At 62.0% G+C, this 26999-nt stretch carries 21 protein-coding genes and 1 riboswitch; of the genes, 10 read left to right on the forward strand and 11 right to left on the reverse strand.

Annotated elements, in window-relative coordinates; genetic code table 11:
* Positions 1-17 precede the first annotated feature (17 nt).
* The 6 genes from GGD53_RS07195 to GGD53_RS07220 form a co-directional block, all read right to left on the reverse strand.
* The gene (locus tag GGD53_RS07195) at positions 18-182 is read right to left on the reverse strand and encodes a hypothetical protein (RefSeq protein ID WP_184454809.1); all 165 of its coding nucleotides are present in this window, start codon (positions 180-182) and stop codon (positions 18-20) included.
* Between the two features lie 57 nt (positions 183-239).
* Entirely contained in the window at positions 240-977 is a 738-nt protein-coding gene (locus tag GGD53_RS07200; RefSeq protein WP_184454810.1) for a sugar transferase, read from the reverse strand.
* Between the two features lie 167 nt (positions 978-1144).
* A complete protein-coding gene (locus tag GGD53_RS07205) occupies positions 1145-2365 on the reverse strand; it encodes an acyltransferase family protein (RefSeq protein WP_184454811.1) in 1221 nt (406 codons plus the stop codon).
* 87 nt (positions 2366-2452) lie between these two features.
* Entirely contained in the window at positions 2453-3463 is a 1011-nt protein-coding gene (locus GGD53_RS07210; RefSeq protein WP_184454812.1) for an ABC transporter substrate-binding protein, read from the reverse strand.
* A gap of 67 nt (positions 3464-3530) precedes the next feature.
* A complete protein-coding gene (locus GGD53_RS07215; protein WP_184454813.1) occupies positions 3531-4343 on the reverse strand; it encodes an ABC transporter ATP-binding protein in 813 nt (270 codons plus the stop codon).
* The gene (locus GGD53_RS07220) at positions 4340-5146 is read right to left on the reverse strand and encodes an ABC transporter permease (RefSeq protein WP_184454814.1); all 807 of its coding nucleotides are present in this window, start codon (positions 5144-5146) and stop codon (positions 4340-4342) included. Before GGD53_RS07220 ends, GGD53_RS07215 begins: the two co-directional genes overlap by 4 nt.
* 160 nt (positions 5147-5306) lie before the next feature.
* Positions 5307-5420, reverse strand: a riboswitch (TPP riboswitch).
* Positions 5421-5753: 333 nt separating this feature from the next.
* Between GGD53_RS07220 and soxR the strand changes: the two genes are divergently transcribed.
* From soxR to GGD53_RS07265, 9 genes are all read left to right on the forward strand, one after another.
* Positions 5754-6224 carry a redox-sensitive transcriptional activator SoxR gene (gene soxR, locus GGD53_RS07225; protein WP_184454815.1) on the forward strand — a complete coding sequence of 157 codons (471 nt, stop codon included), beginning with the start codon at positions 5754-5756 and terminating at the stop codon, positions 6222-6224.
* Between the two features lie 122 nt (positions 6225-6346).
* Positions 6347-7117 (forward strand): SDR family oxidoreductase, encoded by a 771-nt coding sequence (locus GGD53_RS07230; RefSeq protein ID WP_184454852.1) that lies wholly within the window; start codon positions 6347-6349, stop codon positions 7115-7117.
* 103 nt (positions 7118-7220) lie between these two features.
* Positions 7221-7562, forward strand: a complete 342-nt coding sequence (locus GGD53_RS07235) for an ArsR/SmtB family transcription factor (protein ID WP_184454816.1) — start codon at positions 7221-7223, stop codon at positions 7560-7562.
* 78 nt (positions 7563-7640) lie between these two features.
* Positions 7641-8534 carry a LysR family transcriptional regulator gene (locus tag GGD53_RS07240; RefSeq protein WP_003582744.1) on the forward strand — a complete coding sequence of 298 codons (894 nt, stop codon included), beginning with the start codon at positions 7641-7643 and terminating at the stop codon, positions 8532-8534.
* 134 nt (positions 8535-8668) lie between these two features.
* Positions 8669-9148, forward strand: coding sequence for a formate dehydrogenase subunit gamma (locus GGD53_RS07245; RefSeq protein WP_184454817.1), 480 nt, complete (start codon positions 8669-8671; stop codon positions 9146-9148).
* On the forward strand, positions 9145-10701 hold the full coding sequence (locus tag GGD53_RS07250; RefSeq protein WP_184454818.1) for a formate dehydrogenase beta subunit: 1557 nt from the start codon (positions 9145-9147) through the stop codon (positions 10699-10701). The genes GGD53_RS07245 and GGD53_RS07250 overlap by 4 nt, the downstream gene beginning before the upstream one ends.
* A 198-nt stretch (positions 10702-10899) precedes the next feature.
* Positions 10900-13779 (forward strand): formate dehydrogenase subunit alpha, encoded by a 2880-nt coding sequence (gene fdhF / locus GGD53_RS07255; RefSeq protein ID WP_184454819.1) that lies wholly within the window; start codon positions 10900-10902, stop codon positions 13777-13779.
* A 73-nt stretch (positions 13780-13852) separates the two neighbouring features.
* Positions 13853-14677, forward strand: coding sequence for a formate dehydrogenase accessory sulfurtransferase FdhD (gene fdhD / locus GGD53_RS07260; protein WP_184454820.1), 825 nt, complete (start codon positions 13853-13855; stop codon positions 14675-14677).
* Complete coding sequence (locus GGD53_RS07265) at positions 14667-14912, forward strand: formate dehydrogenase subunit delta (protein ID WP_184454821.1); 246 nt, start codon at positions 14667-14669, stop codon at positions 14910-14912. The genes fdhD and GGD53_RS07265 overlap by 11 nt, the downstream gene beginning before the upstream one ends.
* Positions 14913-15146: 234 nt before the next feature.
* Here GGD53_RS07265 and GGD53_RS07270 read toward each other — a convergent pair whose 3' ends face one another.
* The 3 genes from GGD53_RS07270 to rocF form a co-directional block, all read right to left on the reverse strand.
* On the reverse strand, positions 15147-15623 hold the full coding sequence (locus GGD53_RS07270) for a chemotaxis protein CheW (protein ID WP_064707940.1): 477 nt from the start codon (positions 15621-15623) through the stop codon (positions 15147-15149).
* A 195-nt stretch (positions 15624-15818) separates the two neighbouring features.
* Positions 15819-17018: an ornithine--oxo-acid transaminase gene (rocD, locus tag GGD53_RS07275; RefSeq protein WP_184454822.1), complete on the reverse strand. Its 1200-nt coding sequence runs from the start codon at positions 17016-17018 to the stop codon at positions 15819-15821.
* Between the two features lie 21 nt (positions 17019-17039).
* Entirely contained in the window at positions 17040-17975 is a 936-nt protein-coding gene (gene rocF / locus GGD53_RS07280) for an arginase (RefSeq protein WP_184454823.1), read from the reverse strand.
* Between the two features lie 122 nt (positions 17976-18097).
* Here rocF and GGD53_RS07285 point away from each other — a divergent pair, with 122 nt between their 5' ends.
* The gene (locus tag GGD53_RS07285) at positions 18098-18535 is read left to right on the forward strand and encodes an Lrp/AsnC family transcriptional regulator (RefSeq protein WP_184454824.1); all 438 of its coding nucleotides are present in this window, start codon (positions 18098-18100) and stop codon (positions 18533-18535) included.
* A gap of 6 nt (positions 18536-18541) precedes the next feature.
* Here the strand turns inward: GGD53_RS07285 and GGD53_RS07290 are convergent, their stop codons facing one another.
* Positions 18542-24964, reverse strand: a complete 6423-nt coding sequence (locus tag GGD53_RS07290) for a translocation/assembly module TamB domain-containing protein (RefSeq protein ID WP_184454825.1) — start codon at positions 24962-24964, stop codon at positions 18542-18544.
* A 61-nt stretch (positions 24965-25025) separates the two neighbouring features.
* A complete protein-coding gene (locus tag GGD53_RS07295) occupies positions 25026-26954 on the reverse strand; it encodes an autotransporter assembly complex protein TamA (RefSeq protein WP_184454826.1) in 1929 nt (642 codons plus the stop codon).
* Positions 26955-26999 lie beyond the last annotated feature (45 nt).

The raw sequence follows: 26999 nt of genomic DNA on the forward strand, positions 1-26999 counted from the left end.
AACCGCTTTTGCCCGGCTTATAACGGAAAGGCCACACTTGCAGCGCCGTCCGCCCCCAAGGCGCGCAAAGGCGCTGCGGCCCTTAATAAACCCATAGTGTTTTTCTGATTTGGGTCGATGTGCTGAAGCACGTCGCGATCTTTCAGATTCGCTTGTCGCGCTTCAGCGTCTTGTTTTGCCATGTCGTTTTCGTGGCCGCACATCTTTGCGCGCCATGCTTTGAACCGGGTAGACTCTCACTAGAAGCCGGTGCCGCCGCGCAACTCGATGACCAGCGTCTTGAACAGAATTTTCAGGTCGAGCAGCAGGCTGAAATTCCTGACATAATAGATATCGCAGGCGATGCGAGCCCGGGCTTGCAGCGGGCGCGCCGTCGGTCCGCGCCAGCCGCGTGTCTGCGCGAGGCCGGTGATACCGGGGCGCATGATGTGGCGATGGTGGTAGTTCGGCACCAATTCTTCGTAGAGCCTGCCGGCTGCGCGCATGTTGATGGCATGACAGCGCGGACCGACCAGTGACATGTCGCCCCTGAGGACGTTCAGAAGCTGCGGCAGCTCATCAATGTTGGTCCTGCGGAGCAGAGCGCCGATGCCGGTCACCCGTCTGTCGCCCTTGACGGTCTGCTGGATGCCGCTGGGATCGCAAGCGTCGGTGTGCATCGAGCGGAACTTGAAGACGGTGATCTTCCGGCCGTTCAGGCCCCAACGGATCTGACGGAAGAATACGGGGCCACCATCGTCGAGTTTGATGAAAAGAGCGATTGCCAGGAAAAGCGGAGCCAGCACGAGGAGAGCGCTGGCCGACATGACGATGTCGATCAGCCGCTTTACCGCCAATCGCAGAGCGGCCTTTCTGTCGGAATCGAAAAAGCTCTCCGGCTGGCGAATGTTGGAGTTCGCTACAACCAGGGTCCGGATTTTGTTCTGACGCTGAGACGAATCGAAGCGTGAACTTATCTTCGAAGTAAAAGCATTCATTACTCAAAGCCCAGAAGTTTAGATGCGATACTGAACAGCGGGGAGACAGATACATGCTTACGTATGGTTTGTCATCGTTATAAATAAGAAATCGCTAAGCATAAAGACGCCAAAAATGGGAGTATTTCGCGTTAACCTTAATGCCTCTAGTTGAGTGGTGTTCGAAATTATACTTCTAAAGGAGTAGCCCGATTACGCGGGCGCGATGTCAGGCGGTTACCCAAATCGATTACCGGTCGTTCCAACAGATAATAACTGAGGCTTGCCACCAGAAGAACCAGCGCCGCCGTCAGTGTGCAGGATTGCAGCCAACCGGTGACCACATTCTCCGAGGAGGCCCCGAACGAGCCGGGGGCGAGTCTCTGAATCAATGTCAGGATGATCTCCTGCCAGATATAAATGCCGAAGGAGATCTTGGCGACGTAGCGGACAGGAGCGTTATCAAGCAGCCTGCCCAGACGCTGCGAATGGCTGAGTGAAATCAGCGTTGTTGCGACCGCCAGTGGAAAGACCGGAAATCCATAGGGGATGTCAAGCCAGCCGTAACCTTCGGGCGAGCCGCCGGGGGATATGAGAAGGCGGTAACCGGCAATCGCAAGGGCGAGGAGTGCCGCGGCGTCGAACCAGGGGGAGCGTCTTGCGGGCAACATCACTTCGATGCCCGCGGCAAGCGCGCCGAGCGCGAAGACGGCAAAGAAGCCGATCGGATTATATTTGGGCATCCATTCCTTCGCCCCACCCTGAAGGCCATTTGCCCAGCCGCGCCCGATATCGTCGAGCGCAAAGAGCCTCAGGATCGTCAGATGGGCAAGAAGGACGACGGCAATGAAGCAGAGCCAGGCGGCGCGGGCGAAGAACGGACGTTGCCGCAGCAGCGGCAAGCGAAACAGCAGGAAAAAGCCGACCGGCAGGAGCACATAGCTGGTCACCTCGAAGGGAATGGACCAGAGCGGCCCATCGGCTTCGACGGGAAAAAACGTGCGCCAATGCCACTGGCTCATGAACAGCAGTCCCGAGACGTAGCGGACGACGAGTTCCGGCGTCAGCGGCAGGGCAAGCAGCGTCAGGCTGAGGACGAAGCTGACGCTGGCGGCGAACCAGAAGCCCGGAGCGATGCGCGCCAACCTGCGGATGGCGTAGTGCCCAAGGCTCGGCATGGCGCCGCCGGCGTCGAGAGCATGCCAGAAGGGGCGGGCAAGGAGAAAGCCGCTGAGCACGAAGAAGATGGCGACGCCGAAATTGCCGAAGCGGAGGATGTTTGCCGTTGGCGCCAATTCATCCGGAATTCTGCGCATATCCAGCCGAAGCGCGAGATGATGCGCGAGCACCAACAAGCAGGCCATCGCGCGCAGAAAGTCGGCTCCGGCCAGTCTGTCCTGTGCTCGCATGTCGTTCCCCGCCCTGCCCGATTCGGCTCAAACCGCCAGGCTCGAAGCATTGCCGCGGAAGACCGCGTCGGCAAGGCCGGGGCGGGCTCATCCGAGGAGTTCGTTGGTATAATAGGTGGAAAAATCCGGCTTCTCCTTGAGCACGACGCCATTCGCATCGACGAGGATGCCGTTCTCGGCCAGGAAGCCGCCGATGGCATCGGCCTTTGCCGGGTCAAGCGTGCCGATCACGCCGGCCTCGGATCTCAGGAAATGGCCTTCGATCAACGCCTTCTGAGATGCTTTTACCAGTTCCGTGTTCATCAGCGCACCGTTGCTTCCTGATATCAGCAGGTCGCAGGCTTCGTCGGGATGGTCGATGGAGTAGACATAGCCTTGACGTGTGGCCTGGATGAAGGCGCGCGCGTGTTCTCGACTGGCCGAGAGATAGGCGTCGCTGGAAACGATGACCGTCGTCTGCTCGTCGGGAATGCCGTAATCGGAATAGTGGAAGCGGCTGATCTTCCGGTTTTCCAGCTCGGCGGCGATGCCCTCCCAGGTGTAGATCTCCAGCGTGAAGTCGATCGAGCCATTGTCCAGCGCCTCATAGGCGGAGGTGCCGAGGGTGACGGTCTTGACGTCGCCTTTGCCGCCGTCATTGCGGATCATCGCCGAGACCAGCGCGCTTTCCCAGGTGCCGCCGAAGCCGCCATAGGTCTTGCCGTCGAGATCTCTAGGGCTCTTGATGTCGTCGCGTCCGCCCTTGAAGATCAAGCGGGCGGTTTCCGTCTGGACGACGCCGTAGACCATCTTCACGTCACCGCCGCCAGCCCGCTGCGTGAGGGCCTCGATCTCGCTGCTGATGCCGAAGTCGGCGACCCCGTTCGACACCAGCGTGCCGGCGCTGGTGTCGGTAAAGGGTAGAATTTCGACGTCTAGGCCGGCGGCCGTGTAGAAGCCCTTCGCCTTGGCGACATAGATGCCGATATGGTTGGTGTTGGGCGTCCAGTCGAGCGCGATACGAACCTTTGCGGGGGCCGATTGGGCGAAGGCGGCGCGGCCGGCGAGGCTTGTTGCAATGGCGGCGAGGATCGTCTGGCGACGAGTGAGAAGCGGCATGGTGACCTCCTCAGGTCTTGAGAGCATGGCGCCGAAAAGTGTGAGCGTTTTCGCACGACATCAGGCTCTAACTCTTTAAATTGGAACAGGATTCGGATTTCAGGCCGGCCGGCCTAAAATCATCCTGTTCTTGCGGATGAAGCAGGGTTTGCAGGATTTCGGTCTCGATTGCCTGGGCCGCGGGTGAACCGAGATCGGCGATGCTTCTCGGGCGGGGCAGGGGAACGCGGAATTCGCGGATGACACGGGCCGGACGGGCAGACAGCACGTAGATCCGGTCGGAGAGGAAAACGGCCTCGCGAACATCGTGGGTGATCAGCAGCGCCGTCCAGCGATGTTCGGTCCACATGCCTTGCAGCCACTCCTGGATCTGCGTGCGGGTCAGCGCATCGAGAGCGCCGAAAGGCTCGTCGAGCAGCAGCATGTCCTGCTTCTGGATGACGGTGCGCAGCAGCGCAGCACGTTGGCGCATGCCGCCGGAAAGAAAGGCGGGGTAGTGATGCTCGAAGCCGGCGAGGCCGAACCGCTCGAAAAGGGGCGCGACAGCGGCGCGGGCCGCCCGACGGCCCATGCCCTTCACTTCCAGGCCGAGCGCGGCATTGTCGATGATCCGGCGCCAGGGCATCAGCGCATCACGTTGCGGCATGAAGGCAAAGGAATGCGGCGTCTGTTCCAGCGCTGCACCGTTGAAAAGCATGGCGCCGGAATCCGGCCGCAGCGCCTGTGTCAGCAGTCTCAGCACGGTCGATTTTCCGGAGCCGGATGGGCCGACGATCGATACGAACTCGCCGTTTGCGACGGTGAGTGAAATGTCGCTCAGAACCTTCATGCCTTCGAAGGACTTCGAGATGTTGCGCAGCTCAAGCATCTGACCGGTCATCGGCGCCGCTCCTGGGATGGCTGCCAGGGCATGACGAAATGCTGGATAACCAGCGTCAGCGCAAAGAGGCAGAGCGTCAACAGAGCGCTGACGATCACGGCGGCGAGCACGAGATCGGAACGGAAATTGTTCTTGGCGTTGAGGATGTAGATGCCGAGGCCGCTTGCTGCGCCGGCATATTCGGCAAAGATTGCGCCGACGACGGCATAGGTGATCGAGATTCGGAGGCCGGCGAAGAAATAGGGCAGCGACGAGGGAAACCGCGCCAGGCGGAAAATGCGCCAGCGGCTCGCCTTCATCGAATTCAAGAGCTCGGCAATGTCGCGATCGGTCGCCTCGTAACCCTGAAGCAGGGCGACGAGCAGCGGGAAGAAGGTGACGAGCGCCACCAGCAATATCTTGGGCACGAGGCCGAAACCGAACCAGAGAACGACGAGGGGTGCGATCGCCACCAGCGGCAAAGTCTGGCTGGCGATGAAGATCGGCAGCAGTGCCCGGCGCATGAAGGGCATGAAATCCATCAGGACCGAAGAGGCAAGGGCGAAGGCGAGCGACAGGGCGAAACCGCCGAGTGTGGCGCCGAGCGTAGGCCAGGTGTTTGATATCAGCCCCTCTCGGTTCAGCCAGCCCTGGACAAGGATGCGCGAAGGCGCCGGCAGAATGGACGGTTTGATGCCGGAAAGATCGACATAGAGTTCCCATGCCGCCAGAAAGGCAAAGCCTGCGAGCAAGGCTGGCATTGCCCGGTACACGGCGAGACAGAGCGTCGCAAAACGCGAATCCGATGGGCGTGGCGAAGTCATCGGCGTTCGATTTCAGGCTTTCTTCGGGCCGTTCGCGCAAACCTGTCGAGGGCATCGGTCTCGATGCCCAGCCTGCCGCGATTGGGGGCGATTGCCTTGACGGCATCGATAGGGATGCCGGCGGAATTGCCGGATGTCGGGTAGAGTGACACTTGCGCGCCGGAATGCATTTGGACCTCGCTCCGCTGGCATTACCCAGATCAGCTTAGAAGGGTCCGGAAGCTTGCGCCTCGCATCTCAGCCCCGGCGACACGGAGCTCCCCTGTTATTTCGGCGAAAACTATCATCGGGGTTTTCTTGCCGCAACCGCAAAATTGCAAAGCCGTCCGGCAGGTCGGGACGGGGCGCAGATGAAAAAACACCCGGACGGAGGTCCTGTCCGGGTGTTTTCCGAGGTTCCGTACCTGCCGGGAACGGAACCCGAGCGCTCGCCTCTCGGCGGCTATATCGGCGAGGGCGATCGGTACGGGGGCGGACGAGCGCCGATGCCATCATTCCAGCTTGTATCGGCCGGATACTCTCGCTGTCGCTTCTTCCTGCGCCTCGCGCTTTACGGCCGCGGGAGCAGGGGTTATAAAACCTCAACTAATATTGAGGTCAATAGGCGATGAATAGGATTTCTGCAGCGCCGCTCGGCAGGCTTCTGACGGTCGGCGAAGTGGCGCAACGCAGTGGCCTTGCCGTCTCGGCGCTGCATTTCTATGAGGCCAAGGGGCTGATCTCGAGTATCCGCACGCGCGGCAACCAGCGGCGCTACGGACGCGATGTGCTTCGCCGGCTCGGCATCATCAAGGTGGCGCAACGTGTCGGCATTCCACTTTCGGAAATCCAATCGGCATTTGCCTCCCTGCCGCAGGGACGCACGCCGACGATTGCCGACTGGCAGACGCTGTCGGCGCGCTGGAAGGATGAACTCGACACGCGAATCAGACGGCTGAGCCTACTGCGAGACCGCCTGACCGGCTGCATCGGCTGCGGCTGCCTGTCGATCGAAAGCTGTCCGTTGCGCAATCCCTTCGATCGGCTCGGCGAGGAAGGGCCAGGCGCACGGCTGCTGGAAAGCGAAATCGAAGTGTGAGCTTTCATGAAAAGCTCTAACCTCTCTGGGAAAGATGATGCCTCCTTTCTTTCGGCCGGCGCGCTCATATGTTAAGGGCGAATGGCGCAACAGGCGGCTTTGTCCGCGAGGAGGACGGCTTCGTGTTCCATCCGAGACTATTCGAAAATCGCAATGTCATCGTGACTGGCGCCGGGCGGGGCATTGGCCTCGAAGTGGCCCGGCAGTTCCTAGACTGCGGTGCGAAGGTGATCGTCCATACCGGACGCAAGCCAGGACGCGACCTGCCGGATTTTCTGCTGACGGCTGAATCCGAAAGGCGGGCGCTGCTGCTGCACGCCGATTTCACCGCCGCTGGCGGCGCTGCGCAATTTGCCGAAAATGCGCTCGCTTTCTTCGAGAAGGTGCATGTGCTCGTCAATAACGCCGGCACCATGCTCGGCCGTTTTCCTGCTGCCACACTGACCGACGCAGATTATGAGGCGATCGTGCGTTTGAACCAGACGTCGGTGGTGGCGCTGACGCGTGCGCTGCTGCCGGCCTTGAAGGCGGCGGAAGGTGCTGCCATCGTCAACACCGTTTCAATTTCCGCGCTGACCGGCGGCAGTCCCGGTTCTTCGATCTATTCCGCCGCGAAAGCCTTCGTTTCCACCTATTCCAAGGCGCTTGCCCGCGAGCTCGCGCCGGATGGCATCCGCGTCAATTGTGTCTCACCCGGAACGATCGAGACGGATTTCCATGAGCGCTATTCCTCCCGCGAAAAGCTGGAGCAGACGAGAAAGTCTATTCCCTTGCAGCGGCTGGGCACAGCGGAGGACTGCGCTCCAGCCTATCTGTTCTTGGCGGCACCCTCCCTCTCCGGATACACTACCGGCCAGGTCCTCGAGATCAATGGCGGCCAGCTTATTTGCTGATTTAGTTAGACCTTTTTTGACATTTCATCACTTTTGGCAAATTCGCGTGTGCGAATATGCTATTGTGCTGATCTGCCTTTTCGCTCCCCTTCCGAGATGTCGAATGCCATTGCCCAAGCCCGAACCGGGAATGTCCGGTCAGGAACTGCACAAACTCGCTGGAAACGCTCGTGAGGCGAGCGATCTGCTGAAGGCGCTGGCGCACCAGACCCGACTTCTGATTCTTTGCATACTCGCGAATGAGGAGCGGACGGTCGGTGAAATCGAAAACATCCTCGGCATTCAGCAGGCAATGGTCTCGCAGCAGCTCGCGCGTTTGAGGCTCGAAGGCCTCGTCAATACGCGCCGTCAGGGCAGGCTGGTCTATTACCGTATCGGCAATACGAGCGTGCTTGCCTTCCTCGAATCGCTGTTCGATCTTTTTCCGGCTGCAGAAAACAATTAGTACCCGCCCTTGCGGAGCACGGTTGCTGCGTCGAAGATAGGCTGATCCGGATGATTTCGCGCCGGATCGGGAGACCGGATGATCGACAAGCTGGAATTTTTCATTGCCCTTGCCAACGAAAAGCATTTCGGCCGCGCCGCCGAGGAGTGCGGGATCTCGCAGCCGACACTCTCGGCCGCCATCCGGCAGCTTGAAGATCAACTTGGCGTCATGCTGGTGCAGCGCGGCTCGCGGTTTCAGGGGCTGACGCCGGAGGGGCAGCGGGTGCTTGAATGGGCGCGGCGCATCGTCGGCGACGCCCGCACCATGCGCGAGGAGATGCGCGCGGCCCGCCGCGGCCTTTCCGGCCACATTCGCCTTGCCGCCATTCCGACGGCGCTCGCCATGCTTTCGCGCATCACCACGCCCTTTCAGGAACGGCATCCCGGCGTGACCTTCTCGATCGTCTCGCGTAATTCGCTGCAGGTGCTGAGCATGCTCGAAAATCTCGAAATCGATGCCGGCATCACCTATCTCGAAAACGAGCCGCTCGGCCGGGTCACCAGCGTTCCGCTCTACGCCGAGCGCTATCATCTGATTACGGCTGCAGGCAGCCCGCTGTCCGATCGCGACAATGTGACCTGGAAGGAGGTCGGCGATCTTAGGCTTTGTCTATTGACCGCCGACATGCAGAACCGGCGCATCATCAACCGGCATCTGACGGAAGCCGGCGCCACGGTGCATCCGACGCTCGAATCCAATTCGATGATCGTGCTGTTCTCGCATGTCAGGACCGGGCGCTGGGCGAGCATCATGCCGCGCAACGTCGCGAAATCGTTCGGTTTTCCAGTGGAAATCCGGATGATTCCGATCGTCGAGCCTGAGGCGCATCATCTGGTCGGTCTTGTCGCGCCTTATCGCGAGCCCTTCACCCCGCTCGTCTCGGCACTGCTGCACGAAGCGAGAGTGCTCGTGCGGGACGAGGAACTCTGATAGAAAAAACCTATCAATCCACGAGATAGCTTTATTGATTGTCGTCGGCTTCCCTGAGATGGTGTCTCGACGATGGCGCCGGCTGGGGGAGGCCTGCCATCCCGAAACGAGCGAGCCGCCGGGAGGGCTGCCTGATGACCATTCATATCGCCGCAGGCGATATCGCAGCGCGTACGCGTACCATCGTCGCCGACCTTCGCTTCCTTGAAGGACCGCTGCTTCCCATTCTTCACGAGGTTCAGCGAGAATTCGGTTATGTGCCGCAGGAAGCCCTGCCTGTGATCGCGGAAGAACTGAACCTCTCGCGCGCCGAAGTGCACGGGGTGATGACATTCTATCACGATTATCGCGACCATCCCGCCGGCCGCCATGTGCTGAAGCTCTGTCGCGCCGAGGCCTGCCAGTCGACGGGCGGCGACGCGCTGGCTGAACGCGTCAAGGCGCTGCTCGGTATCGATTTTCATCAGACGACGCTCGACGGCACCGTGACGCTGGAGCCGGTCTACTGTCTCGGCCTTTGTGCCTGCGCCCCGTCGGCGATGCTCGACGGCGAGGTTTATGGCCGGCTCGACGATCAGCTGGTCGCGGAACTCGTTGCGGAGACACGTCGATGACAGTCAAGATTTATGTTCCGCGCGATGCCGCTGCGCTGGCGCTTGGGGCCGAAAAGGTGGCAAAGGCGATTGCCCAGGAGATCGCCGCCCGCGGCTTCGATGCAGAGATCGTGCGCAACGGCTCGCGCGGAATGTTCTGGCTGGAGCCGCTGGTCGAAGTCGAGGCCGCCGGCAAGCGCATCGGCTACGGGCCGGTGAAGGCAAAGGATGTGCCTGCTCTGTTCGACGCCGGAATGATGAACAGCGGCGGACACCCGCTCTGTCTCGGGGAGGTTGAAGACCTCCCGTTTCTGAAGGAACAGACCCGCCTGACCTTCGCCCGCTGTGGCGTCACCGATCCGCTTTCGCTCGGCGATTACGAGGCGCATGGCGGCCTTGCCGGCCTTCGCCGCGCCGTTTCTATGACGCCCGCCGAAGTGGTCAAGGAAGTCACCGATTCCGGCCTGCGCGGACGCGGCGGTGCCGGTTTTCCCACCGGCATCAAGTGGAAGACCGTTCTCGATGCCAGCGGCGAACGCAAATATATCGTCTGCAACGCCGATGAGGGCGATAGCGGCACCTTTGCCGACAGGATGATCATGGAAGGCGATCCCTTCGTGCTGATCGAAGGCATGGCGATTGCGGGGCTTGCGACCGATGCGACGAAGGGGTTCGTCTACACCCGTTCGGAATATCCGCATGCGATCGCGGTGATGAGCGAGGCGATCGGCATCGCCAGACAGGCCGGCATTCTCGGCCCGTCGGTGCTTGGCTCGGGCCGCGCCTTCGATATTGAGGTGCGCACCGGCGCCGGCGCCTATGTCTGCGGTGAAGAAACGGCTCTCTTGAACAGTCTCGAAGGCAAGCGCGGGATCGTGCGCGCCAAGCCGCCGCTGCCGGCGCATAAGGGCCTGTTCGACTGCCCGACCGTCATCAACAATGTGATCTCGCTCGCATCGGTACCCGTCATCATGGAAAGGGGCGCCGCCTTCTACCGCGATTTCGGCATGGGCCGCTCGCGCGGCACCATTCCGCTGCAGATCGCCGGCAATGTCAGATATGGCGGTCTCTATGAGACCGCCTTCGGTCTTTCACTCGGTGAGATCGTCGACAGGATCGGCGGCGGCACGAGGAGTGGTCGGCCGGTCAAGGCGGTTCAGGTCGGCGGGCCGCTCGGCGCCTATTTCCCGCGGGCGCTGTTCGATACGCCTTTCGACTACGAGGCCTTCGCCGCCAAGGACGGGCTGATCGGCCACGCCGGCATCGTTGTCTTCGACGACACCGCCGACATGCTGAAACAGGCGCGTTTCGCCATGGAATTCTGTGCCGTCGAAAGCTGCGGCAAATGCACGCCCTGCCGCATCGGTTCGACGCGCGGCGTCGAGACGGTCGACAAGATCGCGCGCGGCATCGAGCCGGAGAAGAACCGGGTACTGCTTGGCGATCTCTGCAATACCATGAAATTCGGGTCGCTCTGTGCGCTTGGCGGCTTCACGCCCTATCCGGTGATGAGCGCCATGACGCATTTCCCGGAAGATTTTTCGCCGGCACCGGTCGTGGAGGCGGCTGAGTAATGGTTTTTTATTCGAAGTTGCCCCTCACCCTAACCCGCTCCTCGCCTGCGGGGAGAGGGGACGTGCCACGAGGGCGCGTATCGAGTGAAGGTGGTGCGGCATACCCCTTCGCCCCGCTTGCGGGGAGAAGGTGCCGGCAGGCGGATGAGCGGCATGCCTCAAGGCGCCCGATACTGAAATCTAGCGGAGGTGCAATCCATGTCTCTCATCCATGAAATCGACTACGGCACTCCCGCTTCGAAATCCGAAACCATGGTGACGCTCACCATTGACGGGCAGCAGATCAGCGTGCCGGAGGGCACCTCTATCATGCGGGCCTCGATGGAAGCCGGCATCGAGGTGCCGAAGCTCTGCGCCACCGACATGGTCGATGCCTTCGGCTCCTGCCGACTCTGTCTCGTCGAGATCGAGGGCCGCGCCGGCACGCCGGCCTCCTGCACGACGCCGGTGGCGGCAAACATGGTGGTTCACACGCAGACGGGACGATTGAAGGATATCCGCCGCGGTGTGATGGAGCTTTATATTTCCGATCATCCGCTCGACTGTCTCACCTGCGCTGCCAATGGCGATTGCCAGTTGCAGGATATGGCCGGTGCTGTCGGCCTGCGCGACGTGCGCTACGGCTATGAGGGCGACAATCACGTCCAGGCGCGCAGCAACGGCGACATTAATCTGAAATGGATGCCGAAGGACGAGTCCAATCCATATTTCACCTATGATCCCTCCAAATGCATTGTCTGTTCGCTTTGCGTGCGCGCCTGCGAGGAAGTGCAGGGCACCTTCGCGCTGACGATCGAAGGGCGTGGTTTTGGCTCCCGCGTGTCACCCGGCATGCATGAGAATTTCATGGATTCCGAATGTGTTTCCTGCGGCGCCTGCGTCCAGGCCTGTCCGACGGCGACGCTGACGGAGAAATCGGTGATCGAGATCGGCCAGCCGGAGCATTCGGCCGTCACCACCTGCGCCTATTGCGGTGTCGGCTGCTCCTTCAAGGCGGAGATGCGCGGGGAGGAACTGGTGCGCATGGTGCCGTGGAAGGACGGACAAGCCAATCGCGGCCATTCCTGCGTCAAAGGCCGCTTCGCCTACGGTTATTCCACACACAAGGACCGCATTCTCAACCCGATGATCCGCGAAAAGGTCAGCGATCCCTGGCGGGAGGTGAGCTGGGACGAGGCCTTCGCGCATGTGGCGTCGGAGTTCCGCCGCATTCAGTATCAATATGGGCGCGACGCGATCGGCGGCATTACCTCCTCGCGCTGCACCAATGAGGAAACCTATCTGGTGCAGAAGCTGGTCCGCGCCGGTTTCGGCAACAACAATGTCGATACCTGCGCCCGCGTCTGCCATTCCCCGACTGGCTACGGTCTCGGCCAGACATTCGGAACCTCGGCCGGCACACAGAATTTCGACAGCGTGGAACAATCCGATGTCGTCGTCATCATCGGCGCCAATCCGACGGACGGCCATCCGGTGTTCGGCTCGCGGCTGAAGAAGCGGCTGCGTCAGGGGGCGAAGCTCATCGTCATCGATCCGCGCCGCACTGATATCGTCCGGTCGCCACATGTCGAGGCTTCCTACCACCTGCCGCTGAAGCCGGGCACCAATGTCGCGGTCATGACGGCGTTGGCGCATGTGATCGTCACCGAAGGGCTCTACGACGAGGCATTCATCCGCGAGCGCTGCGACTGGTCGGAATTCGAGGACTGGGCGGCCTTCGTCGCCGAACCGCAACATAGTCCCGAAGCGACGGAGGTTTTCACCGGCGTGCCGGCGGCGGATCTGCGCGGTGCGGCAAGGCTCTATGCCAAGGGCGGCAATGGTGCGATCTATTACGGCCTCGGTGTCACCGAACACAGCCAGGGTTCGACGACGGTCATCGCGATTGCCAATCTGGCGATGGCGACCGGCAATATTGGCCGTCCCGGCGTCGGCGTGAACCCGCTGCGCGGCCAGAACAATGTGCAGGGCTCCTGCGATATGGGTTCCTTCCCGCACGAGCTGCCCGGCTACCGGCATATTTCCGACGATGCCACGCGCGACATCTTCGAAAAGCTCTGGGGTGTGAAGCTCAGCGACGAGCCGGGCCTGCGCATTCCGAATATGCTTGATGCGGCGGTCGACGGCTCCTTCAAAGGCCTTTACGTCCAGGGCGAGGACATTCTCCAATCCGATCCCGACACGAAACATGTCGCGGCAGGCCTTGCGGCAATGGAATGCGTCGTCGTGCAGGACCTGTTCCTCAACGAAACCGCCAACTACGCCCATGTCTTCCTGCCCGGTTCGACCTTCCTCGAGAAGGACGGCACATTCACCAATGCCGAGCGACGCATCAACCGCGTGCGCAAGGTAATGACGCCGCGCAACGGTTATGGCGATTGGGAGGTGACGCAGAAGCTTGCCCAGACCATGGGGCTCGACTGGAATTATGCCCATCCGTCCGAGATCATGGACGAGATTGCCGCGACGACGCCGAGTTTCGCGCTTGTGTCCTACGATTACCTCGACAAGATGGGCTCGGTGCAGTGGCCCTGCAACGAGAAGAACCCGCTCGGCTCGCCGATCATGCATGTCAACGGTTTCGTGCGCGGTAAGGGCAAGTTCATCCGCACTGAATATGTGGCGACCGACGAGCGCACCGGCCCGCGCTTCCCGCTGCTGCTCACCACGGGCCGCATCCTCAGCCAGTATAATGTCGGAGCGCAGACACGCCGGACGGAGAACGTCGTCTGGCACGCGGAAGACCGGCTGGAGATCCACCCGCACGATGCCGAACAGCGCGGCGTCCGCGATGGCGATTGGGTGAAGCTCGCCAGCCGCTCCGGCGACACCACGCTCCGGGCGTTGATCACCGATCGTGTCGCGCCCGGTGTCGTCTATACGACCTTCCATCATCCCAATACGCAGGCCAACGTCATCACCACCGACTTTTCCGATTGGGCGACCAACTGCCCGGAGTATAAGGTGACAGCGGTGCAGGTCTCGCCGTCGAACGGACCGAGCGAGTGGCAGCTCGAATATGACGAGCAGGCACGGCAATCGCGCCGCATCGCCGGCAAGCTCGAAGCGGCGGAGTGACGATGCCGGGGCGATTTGGCGTTGTCGGCGAGGTTCTTCCTTCTCCCCTCGGGGAGAAGAGGAGGCGTCTGTGATGACTTTCGCCACCACGGCCCGTGCTCCCGAAACCGCCCGCCGCAACGGCGTCATGCACAGCGGTTCGCGCATCGTGCCCGAGGAAGTGCCGATCGCCTTTTCCTATGGCGGCAGTTCGCATGCGGTGATGATGGCGACACCGGCGGATCTTGAGGATTTCGCCGTCGGCTTCAGCCTAACGGAAGGAATTATTGCCAAGCCGGCGGAGATATCCGCCGTCGAGATCGTCGCGGGTGGGCAGGGCATCGACGTGCAGGTTAGCCTTGCCGACGACGTCGCCGATCGGCTGCAGGCCCGCCGCCGCAGCATGGCCGGACCGGTTGGCTGCGGGCTCTGTGGGATCGAATCGATCGAACAGGCGGTGCGGCCGGTGCCCGATGTCTCGGCATCGCCGTTGATGCTGTCTCATGCGGATATCGTTCGGGCCGTTTCGCTTCTGAACGAGGCGCAGCCGCTGCATCGGGAGACGCGGGCCGTCCATGGCGCTGGATTCTACCTTCCCGGCGGCGGGCTGATTGCGGTTCGCGAAGATGTCGGTCGCCACAACGCGCTGGACAAACTCTGCGGCGCCGTCATCCGCGCCGGCGAAAGTGGCGGGAACGGCGCGGTCGTCGTCACCAGCCGGCTGTCGGTCGAAATGGTGCAGAAGGCGGCGATCCTCGGCAGCCCCGCACTTATCGCCATTTCAGCGCCGACGGCCCTTGCCATCCGCACGGCCGAAGCGGCCGGCATGACGCTCGTCGCGCTGGTGCGCGGCGAAGATTTCGAGATTTTCACACACCCGCACCGCATCTCGCCCGGAAGTATCGCCGATGTCGCATGATACCAAAACCAAGCTTGTCTATATGGCAAATCAGATCGCCACCTTTTTCAAAAGCCAGCCGCAAAACGAGGCCGCACAAGGCGTCGCCACGCACATCAACAAATTCTGGGAGCCGCGCATGCGGCGGCAATTGTTTGAAATTCTCGAAAAGGAGGAAAACGGTCTGGATGCTCTCGTGCTTCAGGCCGCTCCCATGATCCGCAAGCCGGAGGCGGAGGCAAACCAGGTCCGGTAATCCAAAGTGGCGTCTGCCGGGGGCGCAGCAAACTGCCTGCGCATGCGCCACTGCATACGTCGAAATCTAATCGATTTAAAAACGGAAGTTCGAAGTTTTACAGCCTCCTTTGCGCGCCTGAGGCGGTTGACCGGTCCGGCCGACGAGACCGACCGCTGCAAGCCTAAATTTCCTAACGAGCAATAAAAAACCGCCGGGAGCGGCGGTTTTCCGATATCCAATCGTTCTGGCAGATCAGGCGGCCAGTTCATCCGTCTCGTTTTCCTTGAACATCTTGGCAAGGTTCAGGAAGCAGATCATGCCGTTTTCCGAAGCGATGATGCCCTCGCAGAAAGCGCGGTCGAAGGAGGCGGTCACCTCAGGCACCGGCTGGACCTGGCTGGACGAGATGGTGAGAATATCCGAGACGCGGTCCACGAGCATGCCGATGACCATGCTATGAACTTCGGCGACCACGATGGCGCTGCGTTCGTTGGCAACCGTACTCTTCATGCCGAGCTTATAGGCGAGATCGATGATCGGGATGACCGAACCACGCAGGTTCATGACACCGATAACATCGGCCGGCGAATGCGGGATCGGGGTCGAGGGCGCCCAACCGCGGATTTCGCGGATGGTCGTGGTCTTGACGCAAAATTCCTGATCATGGAGGCGGAAGGCAATGATCTCGAGCGTATCGCCGCTGAAGCTAGTGGAATTGATCGTGGCCATTAGAATTCTTCCCAACTGTCGTAAGCCAAAGCAGAAGCGGGTGCGCCACCATTGGCGCGGACGAGCTTTGCCTTCACACCACGCGATGACTTTGCACTCAAAGCATCGTTACGGTTAGCGACGACATTAACGGAAGAGTGTTGCCCAAATCTAAATCGGGAACGGGAGTGTGAAGCTTTTCCGCCTCGCTCTACTTCAGCCGATCGTCATTTCGATCTGCGAGACGGCCCAATCGACCTGCTCCCTCGTTATAACAAGTGGCGGAGCGAGGCGAATCGTGTGGTCATGGGTGTCCTTGGCGAGAAGGCCGCGCTCCTTCAGCGCATGGCAATATTGCCGCGCGCCGCCGGCTTCGGGCTCCAGCTCGATCGCCATCATCAGGCCACGGCCACGTACATCTCTGACAATGTTGGAGCGGATCGACCTCAAGCCTTCGAGGAAATAATCGCCCATCGCGGCGGCGTTCTCGATCATGCCTTCCTCCACGAGCACCTTGAGGGCCGTGCGCGCCACCGCGCAGGCGAGCGGATTGCCGCCGAAGGTCGAACCGTGCTGGCCAGGCTTCAGCACGCCCAGCACCTCGGAATTGGAAAGGACGGCGGATACGGGATAGAAGCCGCCGGAAAGCGCCTTGCCGATCAGCGTCACATCGGCCTCTATGCCTTCGTGCTCCTCCGCCAGCAGCTTGCCGGTACGGCCGAGGCCGGTCTGGATCTCATCGAGGATCAGAGTGACGTTGTTGTCGGTGCAGAGCTCGCGGATGCGGGTGAAATAACCGGCCGGCGGGATGATGACGCCGGCTTCGCCCTGGATCGGCTCGATCAGGGCTGCCACGGTATTGCCGTTGATCGCGGCCTCGAATGCCTCGGCGTCGCCGAAGGGAATGATGCGGAAGCCCGGCGTGTAGGGGCCGAAGCCGGTGCGGGCGTCGGGATCTGTGGAGAAACTGATGATGCTCAGCGTGCGGCCATGGAAATTGTCGGCGCAGACGATGATTTCCGCATTTCCTTTAGGAACGCCCTTGACCTCGTAACCCCATTTGCGCACCGCCTTGATGGCGGTCTCCACAGCCTCGGCGCCGGAATTCATCGGCAGGATCTTGTGCGAGCCCGTCAGCGCCGCAAGCTCCTCGTAGAGATGGGCGAGCTGATCGTTGCGGAAGGCGCGGGATGTGAGCGTCAGTCTGCCCGCCTGTTCGACCATGGCGGCGAGGATCTTCGGGTGGCAATGGCCCTGATTGACGGCAGAATAGGCCGAGAGGCAATCGAGATAACGATTGCCGTCGGTATCCCAGACATACACGCCTTCGCCACGCGTCAGCACCACGTCGAGCGGCTTATAGTTGTGGGCGCCGAGTCGCTGTTCCGTTGCGATCAGTTTTTCCGAAGTGTTCATGGCGCTTCTCCCTCAGCTTGTCTATGCGGCGCGTGTCGGACGATCGAAGATGCGGCGGCCGAAGAGGCTTGCCGTCAGTTCCACCAGTATACGGGCGCTCTTGCCGCGATCATCGAGGAACGGATTGAGCTCGACGAGATCGAGCGACGAGACGAGGCCGCTGTCGGAAAGCATTTCCATGACAAGATGCGCTTCGCGGAAGGTCGCACCGCCAGGCACCGTCGTGCCGACTCCGGGCGCGATGTCGGGATCGAGGAAGTCGAGATCGAGGCTGACATGCAGCAGGCCGTTGGCCTTGGCGACAACAGCGAGAATCTCGCGCATGATGGCGCCGATGCCCTGCTCGTCGATCGCCCGCATGTCGAAGACGTTGACGCCGTGTTCATGGATTTCCTCGCGCTCGCGCGCATCGACCGAACGGATACCGACTTGGAAGACATTCTTCGGGTCGACGAAGGGCCGGTCCTTCGGGAGGATTTCGGCGAAATCCGCCTCGCCGCAGAAGAAGGCAACAGGCATGCCGTGAATATTGCCGGAGGGTGATGTTGCCGGAGAGTTGAAATCGGCATGGGCATCGAGCCAGAGCACGAAGAGCGGGCGCTCCTTGCTGGCGGCATAACGCGCCATGCCGGAGACGCTGCCCATCGACAGGCTGTGATCGCCGCCGAGAATCAGCGGAAAGCGGCCGGCGGCGGCGACGTCATAGACGCTGCTTTCCAATGCGCGGGTGAAGGCACCGACGATCCTCAGATTATGGGCTTTCGGATGATTCGGCAGATCCATCGCCGGCACGACAGAGAGATCGCCGATATCGGCGACGTCGTGGCCGAGATCAATTAGGGTCTGGTCGACGCCGGCGATCCGCAGGGCGGCAGGGCCCATGGCGGCGCCTCTGCGACCCGAACCTTCTTCCAAGGGTGCGCCGATGAGGGTGACAGATCGCGATTGCGCATTCATTCGAGGGCTCCGTTTGAGGCCTGTTTTCGGCCGATAGTGGGATAAAGGGCTGGCGGCAAAAAGATGGAAAAGTGCCAGAAATGGATTATGATTGCGCAGATTGATAAAGCTATTTTGACAAAGTGTTCGACGTGGACGATCTCGATACCGAACTTCTGAGTGCGCTTCGCCACAATGCTCGCATGTCCGTCTCCTCGCTCGCGGCAATGACCGGTGCATCGCGGGCAACGGTCGCCGCCCGTATCGACCGGCTGGTCGCCGGCGGCACCATCGTCGGCTTCACCATCCGCACCAGTCACGAGACGCGATCCGCCGGCGTGCGCGCGATCGTCATGATCGAGGTGCTCGGCAAGCTCGCCGACCGGGTGGCCGATCAGCTCAGGGGCTTGCCGCAGGTGCGGGCGCTTCACAGCACCAACGGCAAATGGGATTTCGTCGCCGAACTGGAGGACCGCGATCTTGCCGCCTTTGACGAGACGCTGCGTCGAATCAGGTTGATCAACGGCATCAATTCGACCGAGACCAACATTCTTCTTAAAACGAGCAAGACGGGTTTCTAAGCTGCTTTAATATTCCCGTTCATAGACGATGCCCGCTTCGCCGGCGCCATTCCCGCCGGCGGCTCCCCGCAATTTGACGCCGCGGCCGACATCGAGATTGATGATTGCCTTGGCGCCGGCCGAGCCGCCCTGCTGCAATTCGAAATAGGTACGGTCGTTGAGATAGCGGCCGACGCTGACGCTCGTCTGGCCCTTCGCGTCGGTGCTGATGTCGAAATCGTCGACGCCGAGCTGGTTGCGCAGGCCCTCGAAAAGCGAGGTGGAGCGGTTGCCGGCCAGCTGGCTGACCGCATCGGCGAGCTGGGCGATCTGCACCGGCGACAGCTTCGACATCGACTGACCGAAGATCAGCTGCGCCAGCACCTCGTCTTGCGGCAGCTGGGGCGAGGAGGAAAAGGTGATCGAAGGATCGGTGGCAAGGCCTGAGACATCGACCGTCAGGGTCGTCGTGCCGGAGGTGGAGGTCGCTTCCATGTCGAGCGCCGGCGTCAGGTCGCCGGCAAAGGTGATCCTGCTCTTGTCGGAGAAGTTCAGACGGCGGTTGAGAATGGTCAGCCGGCCGCGGCGCATGGTAAAGCCGCCGGTGACGATGGGTGCTGCCGCCGTTCCGCGGATCGTCACGAGACCTCCGAGCTCGGCATCGATGCCGCGGCCGCGCGCGAAGATCTGCGAGGGCGCATCGATTTCGAGGTCGAGCGTGATAACGGAGGACTTCTCGCCCGGCTTTCGCTCGCCGTCAGCGCGCAGCTGCGCCAGCACCGCTCGCGGTGCATTCTTATGCCGGATGTCGATTTCGCGCAGCGAGGTCGGCAATCTCTCCGGGACAGTGATCGAGGTCTTGTCCAGCCGGAGCTTGCCGCTCAGCGTTGCGCTCATGATCGGCCCGCGCAGGCCCACCGTCCCGTTGACAGTCGAGACAACAAGCGTTCCGTCGACATAGACGGCCTTGTCGAGCTTGATCGAGATGTCGGCGGGAAAACCGCCGGCGGGCTGGATGCCGATGGTGCCGCTTGCCGAAATCGTGCCGCCGCCGCCAAGATTGCCGCTGAGGCGCGAGATGACGGCCTGGTTGCCATTGAAGGTGACGGTGGCTGCGAGATTGTTGACGGCAAGATTGCGCCTGACGTCGACGAGCTTGGCGCCTGATGTCGAGACAGTGCCGTTAATGACGGGTGCCGCGGCCGTTCCGCCAATCTTAAGATCGACGCTGGCGACGCCGTCGGCGACAAAGCCCTGCTGTGCGAGCGGGGCACCAAGTACGGCGAAGGGAACATTGCCGTTGAAGCGCATGTCGATGGCGCGGTTGCCCGATATCACGACGCTACCGCCGCCTTTCAGCGACATGCCGGCGTCGCCGGCAAGGCTGGTATCGACCGTCAGCCTGTTGTCGGCAAGCTTGCCGGATGCCCCGATGCTGAATGACGAAAGACCGGCGCCTTTCGTCTGGCTCGTCGCGGCATTTTTCCAGTCGACCTTGAAATCGACGGCGGGCGAGGACAGCGCGCCCGTCGCCTTGGCCGTTGCCGTGATCGTACCTTCGGCTCCGATGCCCGGAACAAAGCCGTTGGCGATGGCGGCCGGAACATTGGCAGCGTTCGCGGTGACGTCGATCGATCGGATCGTAGTGCCTGCAATGGAAAGATTACCGGTGGCTTTCAGCGAAATGCCGCCACTGCCGCTGAGGTCGGCATCGAAATCCAGTCGGTCGCCGGCATATTTTCCCGTCGCCGCCAAGGCAAGGCGGGAGAGGCCGGCGGCCTTGGTGTGGCTGGTCGCGGCATCTTTCCAGTTCAGCTTGAAATCGATGATCGGGTCGGCGGGCGTTCCCGATGTCTGGGCGCTCGCCGACAGTGTGCCTTCGGCACCGAGGCCGGGAACAAAGGCATTGGCGATATTTGCCGGCAGCGCCGGAATATCGGCATTGATCGAAAGATCGCGTATGGCCTTTCCCGCGATCGTTACGCCACCCGCCGCCTTGGCCAACGTGCCCTCCTTGCCGGCAAGGCTGGCATCGAAGTCGACCCTGTCATTGACGAACTTGCCGGAGGCCGCGGCACTCAGGCCCGACAAGCCGCTGCTCCTGGTCTGGGCGGTGGCGGCGTTCTTCCAATCGAGCTTGAAATCGACAGCGGGTTTGGGCAGCGCTCCTGAGGCGGATGCCGTTCCCGACACGGTGCCCTCCGCGGCAAGACCGGGAACGAAGCCGTTGGCAAGGCCCGCGGGCAGATTGGCGAGATCGGCTTTGACGTCAATGTTGCGGACCGAGGTACCCGATATCGCCACATTGCCCGCGGCATTCAGTGAGAGACCGTCCTGGCCGCCAAGATTGGCGTTGAAGTCGAGCTTGTTGTCGGCAAGATGTCCCGATGCGGCAAGCGCGAGGCCGGAAAGATGCGCGCTTCTGGTGTGGCTGGTTGCGGCGTCCGCCCAGTCGAGCTTGAAATCGGCCTTGGGTGCAGCGGGTGTTCCGGCTGCCGAGAGCGTGCCGGATATCATGCCGCCGGCCGCCAGATCGGGGACGAAGGCATTGGCGAGAGCGGCGGGGAGTTTGGCGATTTCGGCATCGACCTTCACGCTGTCGATTGCCGTACCGGCGAGAGCGACATTGCCCGTGGCCTTCAATGAGAGACCTTGATCGCCACCGGCCGCCGCGTTGAAATCCAGCTTGTTATCGGCAAATTTCCCCGATGCGGTCATGTCGAGTGTGGCAAGGCCGGCACGCTTCGTGTGGCTCGTCGCAGCGTCTTTCCAATTGAAATCGAAATTGGCGGTCGGGGCGGAAAGCGAGCCGGCAGCCGAAACCCTCCCCGAGACCGTGCCTTCGGCGGCGAGATCGGCGACGAAGCTGTTTGCCAGGCTTGCCGGGATATTTGCCAGCGTCGCATCGGCCGCGACGGTGCCGATCGTCGTGCCGGTAACGGCGACATTGCCGTTCGCCTTCAGCGAGAGGTGGTTGGCGCCGGCAACCGCGGCGTCGAAATCAAACTTGTTGTCGGCGAACTTTCCGGACGCGGTGACGCCAAGACCGGCGAGGCCGGCCCGTTGTGTGTGGCGCGTCGCGGCGTTTAGCCAATGGAGATCGAAATCGGCGGTCGGGGCTGCAAGCGACCCGCTGGCCGCGACGGTTCCGGAGATCGCGCCTTCCGCTGCGAGATCGGGGACGAAGCCGTTGGCAATCGCTGCCGGGATATTGTCCAGTGTTGCGCCGACCTTGACGTCGCCGATCGTCGTCCCGGCGATATCCATGTTGCCGTTTGCCTTGACCGAGAGTCTGTCGGCGCCGATGGCTGCAGCGTCGAAATCGAGCTTGTTGTCCGCGAATTTGCCGGACGCGGTCACATCAAGAGCCGCGAGGCCGGCGCGCTTCGTGTGGCGCGTCGCAGCACTTTTCCAGGCGAGGTCGAAATTGGCGGTTGGAGCCTTAAGGGAACCGGCGGCAGTCACCTTTCCCGTGATCGCGCCTTCGGCGGCGAGATCGGAAACGAAACCATTGGCGACCTGCGCCGGCAGGTTGAGGATATCGGCGTCGATATCGAACACCGGCGCCGCCGGATCAGCGAGCCCGACGTCGCCGCCAGCCTTGAGGGAAAGGCCGTCGGCCCCGCCGATCGTCGTATCGAAATCGAGCTTCTTGTCGGCAAATTTACCGCTGGCGGTGATGCCGAGCGGTGCCAGGCCCGCGCCCTTAAGCTGCCCTGTCGTCGCATCCTTCCAGTCGAGTTTGAAATCGGCGATGGGTGCTGCCGGCGTTCCCGTCACGGCAATCGTTCCCGAGATCGTGCCGCCGGCCGAAAGGTTCGGCACGAAACCATTGGCCAGCGCTGCTGGCAGTTCATGGATGTCGGCATTCAGCTTCAGCGTCTCGCCGACGGAGCCGGTGACGCTCACCGAACCGGTGCCTGTTTTCAGCGTCAGTCCGTTCAGACTGGCGGTGCCGCCGCCGATCGTGACCTCAGTCGGTGCGGCAAGCTCGACCGGGATGTTGCGGGGGCTGGCCGAGAAGCGGTCAAGGTTTACCGCGATCGTGCCGCCTGGCGCCTGGATATTGCCGGCGGCCAGCACCGGATTGCCGTCATAGGCGGCGTTAAGATCGAAATCGGTTCGGTTCTGCTGCCTGGTGAAATCGAGCGAAAGGCCGGCGAGCCTGTTTTCTCCGGCAGCCAACTCTTCGGCGCGGATTGTGCCGTTTGCCGCAAGGGCGCTGAGATCGCTGACCGTGAGGTCGATATCCGGCTTGACGATCGCCAGCGTATCGCGGCGGATCGAGGCGCCTGATGCAATGAGCTTGAGCGCGATCTTGCCGCCGTCGCTCTCGATGCCGAGCGAACCCTTGAGATCTCCTTCGGCTTTCTGGCCGCCGAGCGCAGCCAGCAAGCCGAGCTTGGGAAAATCGAAGGTCAATGCGCCCGAGGGCGTCAGGGAGGGCGAAAGCTCCAGCTTGCCGGTCAGCCGGTTGCCGCCGACATCGGCGGTCAGTGCGGGAATGCTCGTCTTGCCGTTCTCAGAACGGATGTCGCCGTTGATGCCGATCGGCTGTCCGTCGATCGTGCCGGTGGCCGCAAACTTCCCCTGCGGCGCCTTGGGATCGGCGACACCCGACAGATCGATATTGAGGTTGGCGAGCGCGCGATCAGCCATCTGCAGGCTGGGAGCCTTGATATTGGCGGTCACGGAGATCGCCGGCAGTTCGCCTCCGATCCTCAGCGCGTAACCGGCGCCGCCACTCGCGCTCGTCATCAGCTTGCCGACATCGGGCAGCCGACCTGAAAGATCGGCGTTCAACATCGAACCGTCGAGCGCGACGTTGCCGGCCGCTTCAAGCGTGCCGGATTTCAGGACGAGATTGGACAGCGCGAATTTCGACGGGATCGTGCCGGTCACCTGGCTTTCGAGCAAGATCGGCTGATCGAACCTGCTCGTCGCCGCGGACGGCAGGGCCGCCGGTTCGACACTCACCTTGACATTGCCGGTCAGCGCGCGGTCCGCCAGCCGATAGGAGCCGTTGAGGCTGCCGTTGATATTGGCGCTTTCGACGGTGGTGCCGTTGAAGCCGATGTCGCCCGACGAAATCTGGAGCGGCGAGGCGATGGTGATAGGGCCTTGAACTGCGCGATTGAGGTTCGGTTCGGCAAAGGTCGCGTCGCCGGCTACGAGGCGCAGCTGAACGCTGCCGGAACGGGCGGCAAGATTAAAGGCGTCGCTCTTTGCCGTCAGCTTGACGTTGCCGATATCGGCCTGCGGCAGGGTTGCGCTGTCGAGCGAGCCGCTGAGGCTCAGTCGGGCGGCCTGCGCGTCGCCTGTCAGAGCCAGGTTGAGGCCCGATATCAGGAAGCGCGCTTCGCCTTCGGCGAGCGGCCAGCGGAAATCGACGGGGCCGGATGTGCCGAGCAGATTGGCGTTCAGGCTGTTGTTGCCGGCCGGATCAAGCGCTCCCGATGCGGCGATGACGACGCTGCCGGTGGCGATATTGCCGGTCTGGATATCGATCTTGCCGTGGTCGTCGAAGGTGGCGGCAAGGTCGATATTGGTCTGGCCGGCGAAAAGCGGCCGGAATGCCGCGGGAAGAAGCGAGCTCAGGTCACCGCCACCCTTGAGATCGAGATGGTGCAGCCCCTCTGCGCCAATCGCATGCCGGCCCTCGATTGCAGCGCGCTGTTGCCCGTCGAGCGCAGCCTGTATCTTGCCTGTCCAGTCGGATATCGGTCCCTGGCCGTCGAGGTCGATGTTGACGGCAGGATTGCCAGGCAGGCCGAGGAAGCCCGCCAACAGCCCACCCTTCGGCTCGGCAAGCTGCGCCTTCAGCCGCAGCCGGTTTTCGGCCGGCGCGTAGGCGATATCGGCAGTAAGGCGCGCATCCGGAACCGCGTGGCGGCTGACATTGACCATCGCTTCGCCGCCGTCGCCATCCGCCGAAAGGCTGCCGTCGGCGGCGAGCGCGAAGGCCCGCCCGGCAAAAGCTTCGGCCAGTTTGATATCGGGCAGGGCCACATGGTCGACATCGATCTTGACCGGAAGTGCGAAGCCGCCGGAATTTTCGGCGCCGGGCCGCGAAGGCAGGGTGCGCACCGGCTTGCGCAGCACGTTGATCGTGTCGATCTGGAAACGTTTGGCGTGGAATGTTCCCGTCAGCAGCGCCAGCGGGTTCCAATCGATTGCCACACCGTGGATTTCCGCAAAAACGCCCCTCGTGTCGGATAGGGAGATTTCGGCGGCGCGAAGCCCGCCGGTCAAAAGGCCTTCCGGTTCGCGCACCTCGATCGTCATGTCGCGGTTGGAAAGGGTGGAGGCGATCCTTTCGGTGACGATGCGGGCGCCAAAGGAGGTGAAGCCGAAGATCGCGAGCGCCGCCACAGCGAGAATCAAAATGGCGCCTACGGCATAGCCGGTGACCCGCACAATCCAGTTGACGATTTTTGCCAGCGTTTGCATCGGCGCGGACTACCCCGTTTTCATGCGGCCCATCGATCGGAAAGAACCAAAAGCGGCAACCCTAGAAGGATTGGCCGATGCCGGCATAAATTCCATAATCTGTGCCATCTTCGTACTTGTTCAGCGGCACGGCAAAATCAAGCCGCAGCGGCCCGAAAGGTGTGGCATATCGTATTCCCGCGCCGGCGCCCGCGCGGATATCGGAAAAACCCGGGAAGGTGCTGTCCGATACGGTGCCGACATCGATGAAGGGCACGAGGCCGATCGTATCTGTGATCTTGAAGCGGGCCTCCAGCGACCCCGTCACATAGGAGCGGCCGCCGGTGGCATCGCCATTGTCATTGTAAGGCGAAATTTCCTGATAACTGTATCCCCGCACCGAACCGCCGCCGCCGGCGAAAAAGCGCTGCGTGGCAGGAATGTCCTCGATCCCGCCGCCGCCGATCAGCACGCCGGCGGCGACCTTGCCGGCAAGCACGAGGCGATCTTCAGCGCCGAACGGTAGATAGCCGGAGATCGAGCCCTCGAACGCCGCATAGGGTGTGGCGTTGAATACCTCGTAGCCGGGCTTTGCCGAGGCTGTCGCGCGATAGCCTTCGGTCGGATTGAACTTGTCGTCGCGTGCGTCACGATCATATTGAAGCGGGAGGGCGATGGTCAGATAGTCATTGGTGCCAAAGGCGTCGTCATCGCGCTCCCAGCTGACTTCGCCGCTCGCCGACACCGTGTCCTTCTCGGTCAGTTCATAGGAAAGGCCCAACGAGGCGGTGACGAGCGTCGCGTTATAAGCGTCCGGATTCTGGGTCTTGGCGACGATACCGGCCTTCAGCGTGGCGGCCGGGAAGAAGGCGCCGGGCTTGGTGAAGAGGATGCCGGCGGAATAGTCGAGGCTGCCGACATCGGTGGCTTCGCCGAGCCGCGAGACCGAGCCTTCGATCCTCAGCGTCTCGGCCTCGCCGAACAGGTTGCGGTGGCCCCAATAGCCCTGGATGCCGAGGCCGTCGGTGGTGGAATATTGCGCGCCGACGCCGAAATAGCGCCTCTTGCCTTCGGACACCTCGATCGTCATCGGCAGCGTACCATCAGGCGCCAGCGCATCGCCCTCATGAATGGTGACGCTCGAAAAGACGCCGAGGGCGCGAAGCCGCTCGCCGGCCTTCTTCAGCCTTTCCGGCGAATAGGCGTCCCCTTTGTTCAGCCGGGAATAACGCTGGATAAAACCTGGCCGCACGGTTTTTTCGCCGGTGACCCCGACATCGCCGATCGGGGCGACAGGCCCGCCTTCGGCAGCAAGCACGATGTCGACCGTATCGCTCCTGTGATCGGCGACGACCTTGCGTTCGGTCAATTTGGCAAAGGGCCGGCCTTCGCTTTTCAACTGTTCGACAATCTTGTCGCCGGCCTTAATGATGGCGAGCGAGCCGGCCTCGGCGCCGGGGGCAAGGTCGTAATCGGCGGGATTGCGATCCGCGGCGTCGCCGCCGAATTGCACCTCTCTGACCCTGAAAACAGGGCCGGGTGTTATATTGACGGTGACGGGGACCGGCCCGGAGCGGTCGAATGTCGGATTGGGCGGCAGGTCGTCGATATCCTTGCCATCGATGGCGATCGTCACCACGCCGCCGTAACGGGCTTTTTCATACAGGGTGGCGATCAGCCGCTCGCGGTCGTCACGGGCCTTGACGACGATGCCGAGATCGCCGGAGACGGGCTGTTTCTGGTCGCTGACGAGGCGGGAGCTGTTTTCGAGCGCTTCCTTAAGATCGGGATCGGCGGTGTCGGCCTTGAGGTCGACGTGATAGCGCACCGGATCGGGCACCTGTTCGCTCTCGTCCTCCTCCTTGCCGAAGATGGTGATGCCGAAAAGCTTGAAGGCGTAAGCATCGCCGATCAGGACCGGTGAGAAAGCAGCTGCCGCTGCGACCACCATCATGGTGCCTGTTCGCCGATACGCAGTACCTATTTTCGGACTTGTCCCTCTAATCCGCATCCGCTGCTTTTGGTTACGCCTACATGAAGCTTCGTTGCCCAGCCG

The sequence above is a fragment of the Rhizobium aethiopicum genome (assembly GCF_014197535.1).
Taxonomy (GTDB): domain Bacteria; phylum Pseudomonadota; class Alphaproteobacteria; order Rhizobiales; family Rhizobiaceae; genus Rhizobium; species Rhizobium aethiopicum_A.

Coding starts and splice junctions, on each gene's coding strand:
- GGD53_RS07195 (WP_184454809.1), bottom strand. CDS start 182: ATGGCAAAACAAGACGCTGAAGCGCGACAAGCGAATCTGAAAGATCGC.
- GGD53_RS07200 (WP_184454810.1), bottom strand. CDS start 977: ATGAATGCTTTTACTTCGAAGATAAGTTCACGCTTCGATTCGTCTCAG.
- GGD53_RS07205 (WP_184454811.1), bottom strand. CDS start 2,365: ATGCGAGCACAGGACAGACTGGCCGGAGCCGACTTTCTGCGCGCGATG.
- GGD53_RS07210 (WP_184454812.1), bottom strand. CDS start 3,463: ATGCCGCTTCTCACTCGTCGCCAGACGATCCTCGCCGCCATTGCAACA.
- GGD53_RS07215 (WP_184454813.1), bottom strand. CDS start 4,343: ATGACCGGTCAGATGCTTGAGCTGCGCAACATCTCGAAGTCCTTCGAA.
- GGD53_RS07220 (WP_184454814.1), bottom strand. CDS start 5,146: ATGACTTCGCCACGCCCATCGGATTCGCGTTTTGCGACGCTCTGTCTC.
- soxR (WP_184454815.1), top strand. CDS start 5,754: ATGAATAGGATTTCTGCAGCGCCGCTCGGCAGGCTTCTGACGGTCGGC.
- GGD53_RS07235 (WP_184454816.1), top strand. CDS start 7,221: ATGCCATTGCCCAAGCCCGAACCGGGAATGTCCGGTCAGGAACTGCAC.
- GGD53_RS07240 (WP_003582744.1), top strand. CDS start 7,641: ATGATCGACAAGCTGGAATTTTTCATTGCCCTTGCCAACGAAAAGCAT.
- GGD53_RS07245 (WP_184454817.1), top strand. CDS start 8,669: ATGACCATTCATATCGCCGCAGGCGATATCGCAGCGCGTACGCGTACC.
- GGD53_RS07250 (WP_184454818.1), top strand. CDS start 9,145: ATGACAGTCAAGATTTATGTTCCGCGCGATGCCGCTGCGCTGGCGCTT.
- fdhF (WP_184454819.1), top strand. CDS start 10,900: ATGTCTCTCATCCATGAAATCGACTACGGCACTCCCGCTTCGAAATCC.
- fdhD (WP_184454820.1), top strand. CDS start 13,853: ATGACTTTCGCCACCACGGCCCGTGCTCCCGAAACCGCCCGCCGCAAC.
- GGD53_RS07265 (WP_184454821.1), top strand. CDS start 14,667: ATGTCGCATGATACCAAAACCAAGCTTGTCTATATGGCAAATCAGATC.
- GGD53_RS07270 (WP_064707940.1), bottom strand. CDS start 15,623: ATGGCCACGATCAATTCCACTAGCTTCAGCGGCGATACGCTCGAGATC.
- rocD (WP_184454822.1), bottom strand. CDS start 17,018: ATGAACACTTCGGAAAAACTGATCGCAACGGAACAGCGACTCGGCGCC.
- rocF (WP_184454823.1), bottom strand. CDS start 17,975: ATGAATGCGCAATCGCGATCTGTCACCCTCATCGGCGCACCCTTGGAA.
- GGD53_RS07290 (WP_184454825.1), bottom strand. CDS start 24,964: ATGCAAACGCTGGCAAAAATCGTCAACTGGATTGTGCGGGTCACCGGC.
- GGD53_RS07295 (WP_184454826.1), bottom strand. CDS start 26,954: ATGCGGATTAGAGGGACAAGTCCGAAAATAGGTACTGCGTATCGGCGA.